19 protein-coding genes are annotated in these 14,787 nt (G+C 64.4%); 15 read left to right on the forward strand and 4 right to left on the reverse strand.

What is annotated here, in order from left to right; genetic code table 11:
- Positions 1 to 117: 117 nt before the first annotated feature.
- The 8 genes from XH84_RS12295 (at position 118) to XH84_RS12330 (ending at position 6,943) form a co-directional block, all read left to right on the forward strand.
- On the forward strand, positions 118 to 564 hold the full coding sequence (locus XH84_RS12295) for an SRPBCC family protein (protein ID WP_126260910.1): 447 nt from the start codon (positions 118 to 120) through the stop codon (positions 562 to 564).
- 134 nt (positions 565 to 698) lie between these two features.
- A complete protein-coding gene (locus XH84_RS12300; protein WP_014494194.1) occupies positions 699 to 1,184 on the forward strand; it encodes a (2Fe-2S)-binding protein in 486 nt (161 codons plus the stop codon).
- A gap of 27 nt (positions 1,185 to 1,211) precedes the next feature.
- The gene (locus XH84_RS12305) at positions 1,212 to 2,018 is read left to right on the forward strand and encodes an FAD binding domain-containing protein (protein ID WP_128920871.1); all 807 of its coding nucleotides are present in this window, start codon (positions 1,212 to 1,214) and stop codon (positions 2,016 to 2,018) included.
- 59 nt (positions 2,019 to 2,077) lie between these two features.
- A complete protein-coding gene (locus XH84_RS12310) occupies positions 2,078 to 3,001 on the forward strand; it encodes an AAA family ATPase (protein ID WP_128920872.1) in 924 nt (307 codons plus the stop codon).
- A 100-nt stretch (positions 3,002 to 3,101) separates the two neighbouring features.
- Positions 3,102 to 4,304 (forward strand): vWA domain-containing protein, encoded by a 1,203-nt coding sequence (locus XH84_RS12315; protein ID WP_128920873.1) that lies wholly within the window; start codon positions 3,102 to 3,104, stop codon positions 4,302 to 4,304.
- A gap of 10 nt (positions 4,305 to 4,314) precedes the next feature.
- A complete protein-coding gene (locus XH84_RS12320; protein ID WP_128920874.1) occupies positions 4,315 to 4,638 on the forward strand; it encodes an XdhC family protein in 324 nt (107 codons plus the stop codon).
- A 2-nt stretch (positions 4,639 to 4,640) separates the two neighbouring features.
- Positions 4,641 to 5,342, forward strand: a complete 702-nt coding sequence (locus tag XH84_RS12325) for an XdhC family protein (protein WP_128920875.1) — start codon at positions 4,641 to 4,643, stop codon at positions 5,340 to 5,342.
- Entirely contained in the window at positions 5,339 to 6,943 is a 1,605-nt protein-coding gene (locus XH84_RS12330) for an NTP transferase domain-containing protein (protein ID WP_128920876.1), read from the forward strand. Before XH84_RS12325 ends, XH84_RS12330 begins: the two co-directional genes overlap by 4 nt.
- 137 nt (positions 6,944 to 7,080) lie before the next feature.
- Here XH84_RS12330 and XH84_RS12335 read toward each other — a convergent pair whose 3' ends face one another.
- Entirely contained in the window at positions 7,081 to 7,575 is a 495-nt protein-coding gene (locus tag XH84_RS12335; protein WP_128920877.1) for an avidin/streptavidin family protein, read from the reverse strand.
- A 185-nt stretch (positions 7,576 to 7,760) separates the two neighbouring features.
- Between XH84_RS12335 and XH84_RS12340 the strand changes: the two genes are divergently transcribed.
- The 3 genes from XH84_RS12340 (at position 7,761) to adhP (ending at position 9,879) form a co-directional block, all read left to right on the forward strand.
- A complete protein-coding gene (locus XH84_RS12340; protein WP_128920878.1) occupies positions 7,761 to 8,150 on the forward strand; it encodes a DUF4189 domain-containing protein in 390 nt (129 codons plus the stop codon).
- Positions 8,151 to 8,303: 153 nt separating this feature from the next.
- Entirely contained in the window at positions 8,304 to 8,714 is a 411-nt protein-coding gene (locus XH84_RS12345; protein WP_128920879.1) for a DUF2000 family protein, read from the forward strand.
- A 139-nt stretch (positions 8,715 to 8,853) separates the two neighbouring features.
- Positions 8,854 to 9,879: an alcohol dehydrogenase AdhP gene (gene adhP / locus XH84_RS12350; protein WP_128920880.1), complete on the forward strand. Its 1,026-nt coding sequence runs from the start codon at positions 8,854 to 8,856 to the stop codon at positions 9,877 to 9,879.
- Between the two features lie 4 nt (positions 9,880 to 9,883).
- Here the strand turns inward: adhP and XH84_RS12355 are convergent, their stop codons facing one another.
- From XH84_RS12355 to XH84_RS12365, 3 genes are read right to left on the reverse strand one after another with little or no spacing between them, the layout of a single operon-like run.
- Positions 9,884 to 10,297 carry a GFA family protein gene (locus XH84_RS12355; RefSeq protein WP_128920881.1) on the reverse strand — a complete coding sequence of 138 codons (414 nt, stop codon included), beginning with the start codon at positions 10,295 to 10,297 and terminating at the stop codon, positions 9,884 to 9,886.
- Positions 10,298 to 10,309: 12 nt separating this feature from the next.
- Positions 10,310 to 10,774, reverse strand: a complete 465-nt coding sequence (locus XH84_RS12360) for an SRPBCC family protein (RefSeq protein WP_128920882.1) — start codon at positions 10,772 to 10,774, stop codon at positions 10,310 to 10,312.
- Entirely contained in the window at positions 10,771 to 11,106 is a 336-nt protein-coding gene (locus tag XH84_RS12365) for an ArsR/SmtB family transcription factor (protein ID WP_011088398.1), read from the reverse strand. Before XH84_RS12365 ends, XH84_RS12360 begins: the two co-directional genes overlap by 4 nt.
- A 108-nt stretch (positions 11,107 to 11,214) precedes the next feature.
- On the opposite strand from XH84_RS12365, the gene XH84_RS12370 reads away from it, so the two are divergent.
- The 4 genes from XH84_RS12370 to XH84_RS12385 are packed head-to-tail and all read left to right on the forward strand — an operon-like array spanning position 11,215 to position 14,772.
- Entirely contained in the window at positions 11,215 to 11,901 is a 687-nt protein-coding gene (locus XH84_RS12370; protein ID WP_430641894.1) for a TetR/AcrR family transcriptional regulator, read from the forward strand.
- A complete protein-coding gene (locus XH84_RS12375) occupies positions 11,898 to 12,686 on the forward strand; it encodes an HlyD family secretion protein (protein WP_128948307.1) in 789 nt (262 codons plus the stop codon). The genes XH84_RS12370 and XH84_RS12375 overlap by 4 nt, the downstream gene beginning before the upstream one ends.
- Entirely contained in the window at positions 12,683 to 13,612 is a 930-nt protein-coding gene (locus XH84_RS12380; RefSeq protein WP_128920884.1) for an ABC transporter ATP-binding protein, read from the forward strand. Before XH84_RS12375 ends, XH84_RS12380 begins: the two co-directional genes overlap by 4 nt.
- Positions 13,609 to 14,772, forward strand: a complete 1,164-nt coding sequence (locus XH84_RS12385) for an ABC transporter permease (RefSeq protein ID WP_128920885.1) — start codon at positions 13,609 to 13,611, stop codon at positions 14,770 to 14,772. Before XH84_RS12380 ends, XH84_RS12385 begins: the two co-directional genes overlap by 4 nt.
- Positions 14,773 to 14,787 lie beyond the last annotated feature (15 nt).

The raw sequence follows: 14,787 nt of genomic DNA on the forward strand, positions 1-14,787 counted from the left end.
CACACTTCTTTTTGCAGTTGCGAATATGCATTGCACATGACCGGGCTCCGGCCTTTCCTTTGCCGCGTCCCTGCGTTACTTGATCAGCACAATAGTTACGCGATCCGGGAGGCACCCATGGCCATGACAATGAACGGCGAAGTCCAGCTTGCGGCGCCGCGTGAGGCCGTGTGGGCCAAGCTCAACGATCCGGAGGTGCTGAAGGCCTGCATTCCCGGCTGCGAAGAGCTGGAGAAGACCGACGACGGCGGCTTTCGCGCAACGGCGAAAATGAAGGTCGGCCCGGTGTCGGCGCGCTTCAAGGGCAAGGTCACACTCAGCGATCTCGATCCGCCGAACGGCTACAAGATTTCTGGTGAGGGCGAGGGCGGGGTCGCCGGCTTCGCCAAGGGCGGCGCGGCGGTCAAGCTGGCGGAGAAGGACGGCGGCACGCTGCTCTCCTACGACGTCGAGGCGCAGATCGGCGGCAAGTTGGCGCAGCTCGGCCAGCGCCTCATCAATGGCGCCGCCAAGAAGCTCGCCGACGAGTTTTTCGCGAACTTCGCCAAGGCTGTACAGAGCTGAAGGTCATCGCCTTCGGCATGGCGCCTTGCGTCCCAGGCGATGTTGCCCCGGCGCATAATGGCCCATATGATGGGTTGGAATAATTATAAGAACCGCTTCGATGGGACCCGTCGGGGCGCTGATAGAGAGTGCTTATGGCAAAAATCTCCCTCATCGTGAACGGCAATCCTGTTACGGCCAACGTCGATCCTCGCACCCTGCTGGTGCAGTTCCTGCGCGAGAATCTGCGCCTGACCGGCACCCATGTCGGCTGTGATACCTCGCAGTGCGGCGCCTGTGTCGTGCATCTCGACGGCAAGGCCGTGAAGTCCTGCACCACGCTTGCGGTGATGGCCGATGGCCACGAAGTGAAGACGATCGAGGGACTGGCCGCGGACGGCGCGCCGCTGCATCCGATGCAGGAGGCCTTCCGCGAGCACCATGGCCTGCAGTGCGGTTTCTGCACGCCGGGCATGATCATGACTGCGATCGACATCGTGCACCGCAAGGGCCACGAGCTCGACGACCATACGATCCGGGAAGAACTAGAAGGCAATCTCTGCCGCTGCACCGGCTACCAGAACATCGTCGCCTCGATCTCCGCCGGCGCCAAGGCGATGGCGAAATCCGACCTCGCGTAACGCGCATCCCGCGATCAGGACATTCAGATGTACGAATTCAAATATCATCGCCCCGGGACCGTTCGGCAGGCCGCCAACCTCCTGGTGAAGAACGAAGACGCCAAGGTGATCGCCGGCGGCCACACGCTGATTCCCGTCATGAAGCAGCGTCTGGCGAGCCCCCCGCATCTGGTCGACCTCTCCCATATCGAGGGGCTCGACACGATCGAGATGAAGGGCCGTTCGCTGGTGATCGGCGCCACCGCCAAGCACGCCGAGGTCGCCAGCTCTGCGATCGTCGGCGAGGCGATCCCGGCGTTGGCCAATCTCGCGAGCCAGATCGGCGATCCGGCCGTGCGTCACAAGGGTACGATCGGCGGCTCGCTCGCCAACAACGATCCGACCGCGGACTATCCGGCTGCCGTGCTGGCGCTGGGCGCGACCATCGTCACCAACAAGCGCCGCCTCAAGGCCGAAGAGTATTTCCAGGGACTGTTCACGACGGCGCTCGAAGCCGACGAGATCATCACCAAGGTGATGTTCCCGCTGCCGAAGAAGGCGGCCTACATCAAGTTCCGCAACCAGGCCTCCCGTTATGCGCTGGTCGGCGTGTTCGTGGCGCGGCGTCCGTCGGACGTGCGGGTGGCCGTGACCGGCGCCGGCTCCGAAGGCGTGTTCCGGGTTACCGCGTTCGAGGAAGCGCTGAAGAAGCGCTTCTCGGCGAAGGCGCTTGATGGCATCAACGTGCCGGCGGAAGGCCTCAACAGCGACATCCACGGCAGTGCCGAATACCGCGCGCATCTCATCGGCGTGCTGACACGGCGCGCCGTCGATGCGGCCAACGCCAAGGAATGAGCGGGCCACCGACGGGCCCGATGCTTGCCCTGTGAGGGCGTAACAGAGACTGGCCTTTCATGACTTCAGTGGCCAATACTTCCGGTGCCATGCCGGCATCGGTCGATGCGATGCTCGAACTCTTGACCTCGCGCGGCTATCTCGCCGAGCGCTCGCTGGCGACGGTGACGTACCTGTCGCTGCGGATGGGCCGGCCGCTGTTCCTGGAAGGCGAAGCCGGCGTCGGCAAGACCGAGATCGCAAAGGTGCTGTCGGCGGCGCTGGGACGGAAGCTGATCCGCCTGCAGTGCTACGAAGGCCTCGACGTCTCCTCGGCGGTCTACGAGTGGAATAGCGCCGCGCAGATGATCGCGATCCGGATGGCGGAAGCCGCCGGCGACACCGATCGCGATCAGCTCTCCTCTGACATCTTCGCCGACCGCTACATGATCAAGCGGCCGCTGCTCCAGGCACTGGAGCCCGACGTCGCGGGGCCACCGGTGCTGTTGATCGACGAGCTCGACCGGGCCGACGAGGCATTCGAGGCGTACTTGCTCGAAATCCTCAGCGACTTCCAGGTGACCATCCCCGAATTCGGCACCGTGAAGGCGCCAAACCCGCCGATCGTCATCATCACCTCCAACCGCACCCGCGAGATTCACGACGCGCTGAAGCGGCGCTGCCTCTATCACTGGGTCGATTATCCCGCCGCCGAGCGCGAGCTTGCGATCGTCAAGTCGCGCGTGCCCGGCATCTCCGCAAAGCTGTCGCAGCAAGTCGTGCGCTTCGTGCAGGCGCTACGGGACCAGGACTTCTACAAGTCGCCAGGCGTCGCCGAGACCATCGACTGGGCCACCGCTTTGTCCGAGCTCGATGCCCGCTCGCTGACCCCGCAAGTGGTCGGCGACACGCTGGGCGCGTTACTCAAATATCAAGACGACATCACCCGGATGCAGGGCGACACCTTGCAGAAGGTGCTGAAGGACGCGACGAGCGAGAATTAGTTGGGTCGTTCCGGGGCGATGCGCAGCATCGAACCCGGAACCTCGAGATTCCGAGTTCACGCTTCGCGTGCCCCGGAATGACGGCAGGGCGACACACACCATGGCCATCAACCACCTGGCGCCCGACAAGACCGAGCAGTTCGCCGACAACATCGTCGGCTTCGCCCGCGCGCTGCGCGCTGCGGGCATGCCGGTCGGGCCGGGCGCGGTCATCGATGCCATGAGCGCGCTCCAGGCGATCGACATCGGCAACCGCGCCGACGTCTTCACCACGCTGGAGGCGATCTTCGTCAAGCGCCATGAGCATGCGCTGATTTTCAAGCAAGCCTTCAATTTGTTCTTCCGCGCCTCCGAGGAGTGGAAGCACATGCTGGATTCGGTACCGCTGCCGGACGAGGCCAAGAAGAAGCCGCAGGCAGGCTCCCGCCGCGTCCAGGAGGCGATGTCGCAGCCGCGCATGACAGAGACGCCGCAGCACCAGGAGCAGGATCTGCGCCTGTCGGTTTCCGACAGGGAAATCCTCCAGAAGAAGGATTTTGCGCAGATGAGTGCAGCCGAGATCACCGAGGCGCTGCGTGCCGTCGAGCGGATGAGGTTGCCGCAGGCCGAGCTTTTGACGCGCCGCTACCTGCCCGATTCGCGCGGGCTTCGCCTCGACCTGCGCCGCACGCTGCGCGCATCCTTACGCACCGGGGGCGACATCATCGACATCCATCGCCTCGGGCGGATCGAGAAGCCGGCGCCGATCGTGGCGCTGCTCGATATCTCGGGCTCGATGAGCGAGTACACCCGCCTGTTCCTGCATTTCCTCCATGCCATCGGAGATGCGCGCAAGCGCGTCTCGGTGTTCCTGTTCGGCACCCGTCTCACCAACGTCACCCGCGCGCTGCGCCAGCGCGATCCTGACGAGGCGCTGGCGAGCTGCTCGGCCTCGGTCGAGGACTGGGCCGGCGGTACGCGGATCTCGGCCTCGCTGCACAACTTCAACAAATTGTGGGCGCGCCGCGTTCTGAGCCAGGGTGCCATCGTGCTCTTGATCTCCGACGGGCTGGAGCGGGAGGCCGATTCCAGGCTTGCCTTCGAGATGGACCGGCTGCACCGCTCCTGCCGCCGGCTGATCTGGCTCAACCCGCTCTTGCGGTTCGGCGGCTTCGAGGCCAAGGCGCAGGGCATCAAAATGATGCTCCCGCACGTTGACGAATTCCGCCCCGTGCATAATTTGAGTTCGATCCAGGAGCTGATCACGACGCTCTCCCGGCCGCTGCCGCCGCATCACCGCAGCCTGATCCGCTCCGCAGCTTGAGAGGCTACCCATGCTCGATCGCGACGAGGATATCCTGAAGGCGGCGGAGGACTGGCAGAAGGCCGGCCATGGCGTCGCGCTGGCTACCGTGGTGGAGACCTGGGGCTCGGCGCCGCGCCCGGCGGGCTCGAGCCTCGTCATCAATGACGAGGGCACCTTCCTGGGCTCGGTCTCCGGCGGCTGCGTCGAGGGGGCCGTGGTCACCGAGGCCATGGATGTGATCCAGAGCGGCAAGCCCAGGATGCTGGAGTTCGGCGTCGCGGACGAAGCCGCCTGGAATGTCGGGCTGTCCTGCGGCGGCACCATCCGCGTCTTCGTCGAGAAGGTCGGCTAGCCGTGAAGCTCGAGATCCTGCACGAACTCAATGCCGAGCGGGCCGCCCGCCGGCCGGCGATCCTGGTGACGGACACCGAGAGCGGCGAGCAGCGCCTGGTGAAGGCGAAGGATTTTGCCAGAGATCCGCTGCGTGCGGAGCTGGAGAAACAGCTTCGCATGGGCAAGAGCGCCAGTGTCGAAGCCGGCGGCAAGAAGCTGTTCCTCAACGTCTACGCCCCGACCGCAAAGCTCGTCATCGTCGGCGCGGTCCATATCAGCCAGGCCCTCGCGCCGCTGGCGCGCTCGCTCGGCTACGACGTCACCGTGGTCGATCCGCGCACGGCGTTTGCCAGCCCCGAGCGCTTCCCCGATATTCCGCTGGTGGCCGAATGGCCTGATACCGCGCTGCCGCCGCTCAATGTCGATGCTTACACTGCGTTCGTCGCGGTGACGCACGATCCCAAGATCGACGACCCCGCGCTGCTGCACGCTTTCGAACGCGGCTGCTTCTATATCGGCGCGCTCGGCTCACGGAAAACGCACGCCAAGCGCGGCGACCGGCTGCGGGCGCAGGGTGCGAAGGAGAGCGACATCGCGCGCATTCACGCGCCGATCGGGCTCGCGATCGGCGCGGTCTCTCCGTCCGAGATCGCGGTCGCGATCATGGCGGAGATCACGGCGGTGCTCCGCCTGCCTCCCAAAGAAAAAGAAGAAGCCGCATGAAATTCGGACCGGCGAGCCCCAAGGATGCGATCGGCGGGGTGACCGTCCACACCCTGCGGCAGGGACCGTTGGTGCTGAAGAAAGGCACGACGATCGGCCCCGCCGAGGTCGAGCAGCTGACGCGCGCCGGCATCAAGGACATCGTCGTGGTGCGCATGGAGGCGGGTGACGTCTCCGAGGACGTCGCGGCCGCGAGCATCGCGCTTGCCGTCGGCGGCGAGGGCATCCATGTCGAGCGCGCCTTCACCGGCCGCGCCAACCTGTTCGCCGCGCGTCCGGGCGTGCTGGTGATCGACCGCGCCGCGGTCGACCGCATCAACAATGTCGACGAGGCCATCACCTTTGCGACGCTCTCCGCCTACAAGCCGGTGGTCGAGGGCGAGATGGTCGGCACCGTCAAGATCATTCCGTTCGGCATCGAAGGGAGCTTGCGCGATGCCGCCGTGAAGGCGGCGGGCAAGGACGTGCTGAAGATCGCGCCTTACGTGATCCAGCGCGTCGGCGTGGTCTCGACCCTGCTGCCGGGGCTGTCCTCCAAGGTGATCGACAAGACCCTGCGCGTCACCGCCGAGCGGCTCGCGCCCGCGGGCGCCAGCATCATCGCCGAGCGGCGTGTCCAGCACGATGAACGCGAGCTGTCGGCCGCGATCAAGGAATTGCTCGCGCTCGGGGCCGAACTCGTCATCGTGTTCGGGGCGTCCGCGATCGCCGATCGCCGCGACGTGATCCCCGCGGCCGTCACCGGGATCGGCGGCGAGATCGAGCATTTCGGCATGCCGGTCGATCCCGGCAATCTGTTGCTGATCGCGCGCGCCAGCGGCGTGCCGGTGCTGGGCGCACCGGGCTGCGCGCGCTCGCCGGTCGAGAACGGGTTCGACTGGGTCTTGATGCGGCTTCTCGCCGGCATCAAGGTGACGCGCACTGAGCTGATGGGCATGGGCGTCGGCGGCCTCCTGATGGAGATCGTCACGCGCCCGCAGCCGCGCGCAAAACCCGAGACCGAGGGCAACAGCCAGGTCGCGGCCATCGTGCTCGCGGCAGGCCGTTCGACCCGGATGGGCGGACCGAACAAGCTGCTCGCCGAACTCGATGGCAAGAAGCTGGTGCGCCTCGCGACCGAGCAGGCGCTGGCCTCCAAGGCGTCCGAGGTGATCGTCGTCACCGGGCATCAGGCCGAACTGGTCGAGCAGGCACTGCAAGGCCTGAAGGTGAAATTCGTGCGCAATCCGGACTTCGCAAGCGGCATCGCCAGCTCGGTCAAATCAGGCATCGCGGCCGTGCCGGAGAGCTGTGATGGCGCCGTGGTGTGTCTCGGCGACATGCCGCTGATCGATGCCGGCCTGATCGACCGTCTCATCGACAGTTTTGCGCCCGACCGCGGCAATCTCATCGTCGTGCCCGTCAGCGAGGGGCAACGCGGCAATCCCGTGCTGTGGTCGCGCCGATTCTTCAAGGAATTGATGACGCTCGACGGCGACGTCGGCGCGCGGCACCTGATCGCCAAGCACACCGAGGCGGTGGCCGAAGTGCCCGTCGACGGCGACAGCGCCTTCCTCGACATCGACACGCCGCAGGCGCTTGAAGCGGCCCGGCGGGGGTAGTGCCGTGGGGCGGGTTAGCCGATCACATCGTAGGTGGCGCAACGAGCGCAAGTGAAAGGCGTAACCCACCATGCCGCGGGCGAGGTGGGTTACGCCTTCGGCTAACCCATTCCACGAAGCTACTCCCCGCCGCTCGCCTACTTCTTGGTATTCGACAGCTTCTCGACCCCGCCGGCTTTCAGCTCGACGCCTTGCTTCGTCAGCTGCGCCTTGTCGCCGCTGCTGAACGTGAATGTGTCTGCGCCGGCACTGATGCCGTTCCATGCGACGGCTTCGCCGAGGGATAGATACCACAGTCCCTGAAAGCCGGTTGAGGCGTTGAGCTGTCCGGTCCAGACCGTGGTCGAACCACAGCCGAGGAAATTCACCGAGAAGCTGATCGCAGTGCCCGTGTTGCCATAAGCCAGCCAGCCCGTCACAGGCAGCGGCTTGCCCTCATCGCAGCTGTTTGCTGCGTTGTTGGTGTAGGTCCCCGTCATCGCGCCCGTATTCTGGTTGAAGCTGGTGATGGCCAGGATCGAGCCGTACTGGTTGGTCCAGGTCCAGTTCACCGATTGCGCATGTGCCGGCAAGGGTCCGATCAGGGACGCCGACGCAATCATTGCCAGGAGCATTCCGTTGATTTGACGCATGGTCGTTTCCTCCGGCCCTCTGCGGGAGTCTACAGTTCAACTACTTTAAATAAAGCGATTAAAGAATACAACTAAAAGGTGTATACGGTCGTTTCGCCCGTACGGCTTTTCAACCACCCGTTCACCAAGTGGAAACGACCGCCGCTTAGAGTTCCTCCACCTGCCTTGGGGGGAGGGGTTTTTCCATGGCTTCGAACGTCGTCGCGCGCCGCTGCGCGATGTTTTGCTTTGTCTTGTCAGTTGCTGTCACCGGCGCCCGCTACATCACCGAAGCCCATGCCGCCGGCGCGTTCGCGGTCGGCAAATGCGGCGCGTATGGCCAGGCCTATGATTATGGCCATGAGCACGAGGCGCGCGCCGCGGCTCAGAAGCAGTGCAAGGGCGATTGCACGACCGTGACGATGAAGCGCGCCTGCGCGGCAATGTCGGTCGATATGGCGAACCCCTGCGGTGCTTATGGCTACGCCGTCAAGCCGAAGATCTCCGCCTCGCTCAACGCCGCCACGCGTGAATGCTACAAATACGGCGGCAAGGAATGCGTGATCCGCGCCTGGGCCTGCGACGCCAAGGGTTGATTCCGTCCATCTATCTTGCTGTCATTCCGGGGCGATGCGTAGCATCGAGCCCGGAATCCATAACCACCATCGTGAGTATGGATTCTCGATGCGCAATTGCGCATCAGAGCTCGCGCCAAGTGGCGCGCCCAGGAATGACAGTCGAGGAATTGCATGCAGTTCGATACCAAGATCGCAGTCGTGATCCGCACCGATCTTCAGGCCTGGCAGAAGCTCAACGTCGCGTCCTTTCTCACGAGCGGCATCGCCGCGGCCTTTCCCGAATGCATCGGCGAAGCCTATGAAGACGCCTCAGGCACGAAATATCATGCGCTGATCGGCCAGCCGATCCTGATCTATGGCGCCGACGGTCCGGCGTTGTCGCGCGCGCTGGACCGTGCGCTCGCGCGCAACGTCAAGCCGGCGGTCTATACCGAGGACATGTTCAGCACCACGCACGATGCCGCCAACCGCGAGGCGGTGAGGGCAGTGGCGCGTGCGGATCTCAATCTCGTCGGGATTGCCATGCGCGCCGAGCGCAAGGTGATCGACAAGATCCTCGACGGCCTGAAGTTCCATAGCTGACACCTCGACATTCCACGCGGCGTCATCGTGGTGTCATGATGGAGCTGGTGTTGCGCAAACTTTGTGCTGTTTGACCCCCGTCAAAGGTGCACCGGGCGGCGCCGCTATTCTGCTTCACAAAGTGCAAAGGAGCAGACAGATGCCGACCATGAAAGCCGCAATCGTCAAGCAATTCGGCAAGCCACTGGTGATCGAGGACGTGCCGGTGCCGCAGCCCGGTCCCGGCGAGGTTCTGGTCAAGGTGAAGGCTTGCGGCGTCTGTCACACCGATCTGCATGCGGCGTCCGGCGACTGGCCGGTGAAGCCGGTGCCGCCCTTCATTCCCGGCCACGAGGCTGCCGGCATTGTTGCTGCGCTCGGGTCCGGCGTGAAAAATCTGAAAGTCGGAGATGCCGTCGGCGTCGCCTGGCTGCATGACGCCTGCATGTCCTGCGAATATTGCGAGACCGGCTGGGAGACCCTGTGCGAGCACCAGCACAACACCGGCTACAGCGTCAACGGCGGCTTCGCCGAATATGTCATCGCCTCGGCCGCCTTCGCCGCAAAGCTGCCGGCGACGGTCGATTTTGCCGCCATCGCGCCGATCCTGTGCGCCGGTGTCACCACTTACAAGGGATTGAAGGAGACGGAAGCCAGGCCCGGCGAGTGGGTGGTGATCTCAGGCGTCGGCGGGCTTGGTCATGTCGCGATCCAGTACGCCAAGGCGATGGGACTCAAGGTCGCCGCCATCGACATCGCCGAGGACAAGCTCGCGTTGGCGCGTGAAACGGGCGCGGATCTCGCGGTCAACGCGCTCGCGGATGGCGCGGTGGACAAGGTGCTGAAGGCAACCGGCGGCGGGGCTCACGGCGTGCTGGTGACGGCGGTCTCGACCGCCGCCTTTGCGCAGGCGCTGAAGATGGTGCGCCGGAAGGGCACCGTCAGCCTCGTCGGCCTGCCTCCGGGTGAATTCCCGACGCCGATCTTCGACGTCGTCCTCAAGCGCATCACGGTGCGCGGCTCGATCGTCGGCACGCGGCGCGACCTCGACGAAGCCGTCGCGTTCGCCACGGATGGCAAGGTGAAGGCCGAAGTGACGAAGGTGCCGCTTGCGCAGATCAACGACGTCTTCGACCGGATGAAGGCCGGCAAGATCGACGGCCGCATGGTGCTGGATTTCGGCTAAAGCCTCATCCAGGCGGCATGCCCGCGAACTTTGGCAGGCTGGGATCGAGATGATCCCAGCCGTGCCCGCGCGCGGCGTAGGTAACAACTTGCGGCTGGTAGCGCGCGGGCTCGTCGAGGCTTGCGGCGCGGATGGTGAAGATGTCGGGCATGGCCGCGAAGGTCATATACACGGCCACGCCGCATCGCGTGCAGAATCCGCGCGTCTTCACGTTGCCGCTGTCACCGACCATGTCCCAATGCTTCGCCTCGCCGGTGACCGTAACGCCGGCCCGCGCGAACGTCGCGTACGAGCCGTGGCCGCTGCCGCTCTCCCGCTGACAGTCCCGGCACTGACAATGATTGCTGAACAGCGGCTCACCCAGAATCGAATAGCGGATCGCGCCGCAGGCGCAGCCGCCGGTATGGGGCTTGTCCATCGCGATGCGTCCTTACTTCTCTTCGCCCGAGATGGCATCGAGCCGCTGCAGCACCTTGACCCAGCCGTCGCTCATGTTGCGATAAGCAGTATCGTTCTTTGGTGTCACGAAGCCCGAATGCACCACGCGCACGCGCGTGCCTGCCTCGACCGGCGTGAGGAACCAGGTGACGACCGTATCAAGCGCTGAACCGTAACCGGTATTGCTCTCGTCACCGCCCTTCCAGGCATAAGCAAAACGCTGGTTCGGCACGACTTCCAGAACGCGACAATGGATCGTGCCATCCCAGGCGCCGGCCGGATTGGTCTTGAACGTGAAGGTGTTGCCCTCGACGGCCTCGAAACCGGTCGGCGGCATCAGCCAGCGCGCAATCAATTGGGCGCTGGTCAGCGCCTTCCAGATCGTCGCGATGGCGTGAGGGAAGACCTCGTCGATGACGATGTCTTGAGTTTGGACTTTGGAAGCAACTGCACTCACGGATCGATCTCCTTCAACAGGTCACGCAGGTTCTGGAAACGCTCGCGCCAGAACACGCCGTAATGGTCCATCCAGGTGACCAGGGGCTCGAGCCCTTGCGGCGCGGCGCGGTAGTAGACGTTGCGGCCCTCGGCGCGCTCGGCGACAAGGCCGGCCTGCTTGAGGGACTTCAGGTGCTGTGAGATCGCGCCCTGGGTCACGCCGCTGCCCCGCGTCAGCTCGGCGACGCTGATCTCCTTGCTCTCGAACACGCGCTCGAACACCGCCCGGCGCGTCGGGTCGGCCAGAGCGCGCATCACGGTGGTGACGGGGTTTGGGGCGGCTTCAATCATCTCGTCTAATTAGTCGATGCTAATGCATTAGTCAATACTAATTTGGTGGCTGAATCCAGCTTGACTCATCACTTGACCATGACTGACTAGTCAGTCATAAATGTCCTCATGCCGAGGAAGTCCACCAAACTCTCCAGGCCGCCTGCAGGAAGCGGGGACCATGTGTCCGCGGCCCGCGGAGAGATGCCCGCCTCGAACCGCGCCACGCGCGCGCTGGAGCGGCGCGCGGCGATCGTGGAGGCGGCGATGGAGGAATTCATCGGCCGCGGCTTTGCCGCAACGCGGCTCGACGATATCGCCAAGCGCGCCGGTGTCGCCAAGGGCACGATCTATCTGCACTTCAAGGACAAGGAATCGATGTTCGAGGAGCTGGTGCGCATCGTGATCGTGCCGGTCGTGGCGCGGCTGACTGCGCTGCCGCCGCCGACGGGCTCAGTGCGCGACCTCATCGAGGCCTTTGCCGGCAACTTCCTCAAAGAGGTCATCGGCACCAGGCGCGGCGACCTGGTGCGGCTGATCGTGGCTGAGGGGCCGCGCTTTCCGGCCGTCGCCGACTTCTACTACCGCGAGGTCGTCTCGCGCGGCATCGCCGCCATGCGCGGGCTGATCGAGCTCGGCATCGCCCGCGGCGAGATCCGCCAGAAGGACCTCGCGCGCTATCCGCAGATACTGGTCGCGCCGGCGATGATCGCGGTGATCTGGCAGAGCTTATTTGCGCGGCACGCGCCGCTCGACGCGCAGGACATGCTGCGGGTCCATCTCGATTTGATTTTTGGCGAACGGAGGACGACATGAGGTCGTCGCAAGCAATTCTCGGTATTGCACTGGCTATCCTGCTCGCAACCTCGCTTGCCGGGTGCAACGAGAAGCGCGATCCGGGCTTTCAGGGCTGGATCGAGGCCGACATGATCTTCGTCAGTCCGGACGAAGCGGGGCGGGTGACGAAGCTCAATGTCCGCGAGGGCGATGAAGTCAAGGTCGGCGAGGCCCTCTATTCCGTCGACGACGACCTTCAGCTTGCCGATCTGAACCAGCAAAAGGCGACGCTGGCGAACGCGCAGCAGACCTATGATCGCGCGGCCTCACTGAGCAAGACCGGCTCGGGCACGCAGGCCAATCTCGATTCCGCCGTCTCTGCGTTGCGTGTCGCGGAAGCGCGGGTGGCGACGTCGGAAACGCGGATGGCGCGGCGCAAGGGCTTTGCGCCCGTGGCAGGCACTATCCAGCAGATCTATTTCCGCGAGGGGGAGATGGTGGCGGCGCAGCGGCCGGTGCTGTCGATCATGCCGCCCGGCAACATGAAGGTGCGCTTCTTCGTGCCGGAAACGGCGCTGCCGAAGCTTGCGATCGGCGATACGGTGCGCGTCTCCTGCGACAATTGCGCGGCCGATCTCACCGCGAAGATCTATTTCATCGCGACCTCGGCCGAATACACCCCGCCCGTCATCTACAGCCTCGATGAGCGCAACAAGCTGGTCTATTTGATCCAGGCGCGGCCCTCGCGTCCCGACGCGCTGCGGGTCGGACAGCCGATCAACGTCTATCTCAATCCCAAGACTCCAGTGGCGGACAAGCGATGAACGGCGGCAACGGCATCGCGATCGACGTCAAGGGCCTGAGCAAATCGTTCGGCGGCCGCGAGGTCGTGCACGATCTGTCGATGCAGGTGAGGCGCGGTTCGATTTACGGCTTCCTCGGCCCCAACGGCTCGGGCAAGACCACGACCATCCGCATCCTCTGCGGGCTGCTCACGCCGGATAGCGGCGAGGGCACCTGCCTCGGCTACGACATCCGCCGCGATGCCGAGAAGATCAAGCGCCAGGTCGGCTATATGACCCAGCGCTTCAGCCTGTATCAGGATCTCTCCGTGCGCGAGAACCTCGAATTCGTCGCGCGGCTCTATGGTTTGGCCGATGCGCGCGGCGCCGCGCGCGACATGGTCAAGCGGCTCGGGCTCTCAGGGCGCGAGGGGCAGCTTGCGGGCGAGCTCTCCGGCGGCTGGAAACAGCGGCTGGCTCTCGGAGCCTGCACGCTGCCCAACCCACAACTGTTGCTGCTCGACGAGCCCACCGCCGGCGTCGACCCCAAGGCGCGGCGCGATTTCTGGAACGAGATCCACGCACTCGCCGCCGAGGGCCTCACCGTGCTGGTCTCGACCCATTACATGGACGAGGCCGAGCGGTGCCACGAGATCGCTTATATCGCCTACGGTCACCTGCTGGCGCGCGGGACCGTGGACGAGGTGATCGCGAAGTCCGCGCTGACGACCTACACCGTCACCGGCGAGTTGGGCGGGCTCGCGGCCGAGCTCGACGGCAAGCCCGGAGTGGACATGGTGGCCCCGTTCGGCACCTCGCTGCACGTCTCTGGCCGCGACGTTGCGGCGCTCGAAGCCAGCATCGCGCCGTGGCGTGAGACGAGTGGCCTGCACTGGCAGAAATCGCATCCATCGCTGGAAGATGTATTCATCGAATTGATGAACCGCTCCAGGGACAATTTCCAATGAGCACCATCCAAGCAACCGGCCCCGAGCGGGAAATCCGCGACCGCTTCGGCTTCTGGCGCCGCACCTATGCCATGATGGCGAAGGAGTTCATTCAGCTTCGGCGGGACCGCGTCTCGTTCGCGATGATCGTGGCGATCCCGGTGATGCAGCTTCTGCTGTTCGGCTATGCCATCAACACCACGCCGCACCATCTGCCGAGCGCGGTGCTAATTCAGGAGGAATCTGATCTCGCCCGCTCGGTCCTGAAAGCGTTGGAGAATACCGCCTATTTCCGCTTCGTCTACGAAGTGCACGACGTGGACGATTTCGACAACCTGCTCAAGTCCGGCAAGGTGCTGTTCGGCGTCGAGATCCCGCGCGGCTTCGAACGGGCGGTGCGGCGTGGCGACAAGCCGGCGCTGCTGGTCGCAGCCGACGCCACCGATCCGGTCGCCGCAAGCTCCGCACTCGGCTCGCTCGGGATGCTCGTGCAGACCGCTCTCCAGCACGATCTCTATATCGGCGATGCGCCGGCGCTGCCGTTCGAGATCCGGGCTCATGCCCGCTATAATCCGGCTGCGGAGTCACGCCTCAACATCGTGCCGGGACTGGTCGGCACCATCCTTACCATGACCATGTTGATCTTCACGGCACTATCGGTGACGCGCGAGATTGAACGCGGCACCATGGAAAGCCTGTTGTCGATGCCGATCAAGCCGGTCGAGGTCATGCTCGGCAAGATCATTCCCTACATCCTGGTGGGCTTCATTCAAGCCTTCCTGATCGTCAATATCGGAGTGTTCCTGTTCGGCGTGCCCGTGCTCGGCAATCTGCTCCTGTTGGCGACACTCTCGACCCTCTTTATCGCCGCAAATCTCGCGATTGGTTACACGTTCTCCACCATTGCGCAGAACCAGCTGCAGGCGATACAGATGTCGTTCATGTTCTTTCTGCCGAGCATCCTGCTGTCCGGCTTCATGTTCCCGTTCGCAGGGATGCCGGCCTGGGCGCAATATGTCGGTGAATGCCTGCCGCTGACCCATTATCTGCGCATCGTCCGCGCCATCATGCTGAAGGGCGCGACCATGCAGAATGTGCGCTTCGACACGTTGGCGCTGGCGGCCCTGATGCTGCTCGCCATGACCATCGCCGTGACGCGCTTCCGCCGCACGCTGGATTGAGGCACAATGCCGCCG

Origin of the sequence: Bradyrhizobium nanningense (genome assembly GCF_004114535.1) — a bacterium.
Classification (GTDB): domain Bacteria; phylum Pseudomonadota; class Alphaproteobacteria; order Rhizobiales; family Xanthobacteraceae; genus Bradyrhizobium; species Bradyrhizobium nanningense.